The sequence below is a fragment of the Nesterenkonia marinintestina genome (genome assembly GCF_025420485.1).
Classification (GTDB): Bacteria; Actinomycetota; Actinomycetes; order Actinomycetales; family Micrococcaceae; genus Nesterenkonia; species Nesterenkonia marinintestina.
The window spans coordinates 1-1,279 of sequence record NZ_JAOEFD010000033.1 but is presented as its reverse complement, the minus strand read 5'-3'; the positions used below and the strand labels follow the sequence as shown (position 1 = coordinate 1,279).

The 1,279-nt window shown below is 61.5% G+C and carries 1 pseudogene; it reads left to right on the top strand.

The features are described 5' to 3' along the window. The first annotated feature begins 60 nt into the window (after positions 1–60). Positions 61–1,247 (top strand): annotated as a pseudogene (locus tag N7E59_RS11795) (IS3 family transposase). Positions 1,248–1,279 lie beyond the last annotated feature (32 nt).

Here is a 1,279-nt window from a genome sequence, read left to right as displayed (position 1 = left end):
GGGTCTGCTGAAGGTTCGGTTGACTTCAAGACTGCTTAGAAAGCAGGAAGGATGGAAGTCATGCCGAAAGTTGTCTACACCGAGGAGTTTCGCCGGACCGCCGTGGAGCTGGTTGCTGGCGGGATGAGCCAGAAGCAGGTCTGCGCGGATATGGGCTGCTCGAAATCTGCGCTGCAGTCCTGGGTCCGGGCCGCGAAGCTCGAAGAGCACGGGATCGAGCCGGCTAAGGATGCTGAGGAGTCTCGGGAACAGGCGAAGATGCTGCGCCGGATCCGTGAGCTGGAGCAGGAGAACAAGGTCCTGCGCGAAGCTGCGGCGTATCTCTCCCAGGCGAATTTGAAGCTGGGTGGGGCCTCCCCAAAATGATGTTCCCGCTGGTCCGTGACCTTGCCGCCGCCGGGGTGCCGGTGGCGGTGACCTGCCGGGTTCTGGGTTTCACCAAGCAAGCGTTCTACAAATGGGCAGCAGCCCCGATTTCTCAGCGGGATTGGGAGCAGGCCCACCTGCTCAACGCCGCAATCGATGTTCATGCTGATGACCCGGAGTTCGGGCACCGGTTCATCGCTGATGAGCTCGCCGCTGCCGGGTACCGGGCCTCTGAGCGGCGGGTGTGGCGGCTGTGCTCACAGCAGCAGATCTTCTCCGCCACTCAGCGCAAGGGCAGGAAGAATCACAAGAAGCCAGGCCCGCCAGTCTGTGATGACCTGCTGGCCCGGGATTTCACCGCCACCAGGTCGAATCAGAAATGGCTGGTGGACATCACCGAGCACCGCACCGGTGAGGGCAAGCTCTACCTATGTGCGATCAAGGATGTCTTCAGCAACCGGATCGTGGGCTATGCGATCGATTCCAGGATGAAATCACGGCTGGCTGTGGCCGCCCTGCATGATGCGGTTTCCCGCCGCGGAGGACCCTCAGAAGTGGCCGGATGCATTGTCCATTCGGATAGAGGGTCGCAATTTCGTTCACGGAAATTCCAGCGGGCGCTGAAGGGATACAAGCTGGCTGGGTCCATGGGACGGGTCGGGGCTGCTGGGGATAACGCGGCGATGGAGAGCTTCTTCTCGACGTTGCAGAAGAACGTGCTCAACAGGCAGTCCTGGGCCACCAGGGATCAGTTGCGAGCCCGGATCATTCACTGGATCGAAGCGACCTATCATCGCCGCCGCCGACAGCGGAGGCTGGGTAAGCTGACTCCGGTCGAATACGAGACCGTTCACAAGGATGCCGTCGCCCTGGCGGCATAAGCCCGACGGTCAACCGAACCTTCAGCAGACCC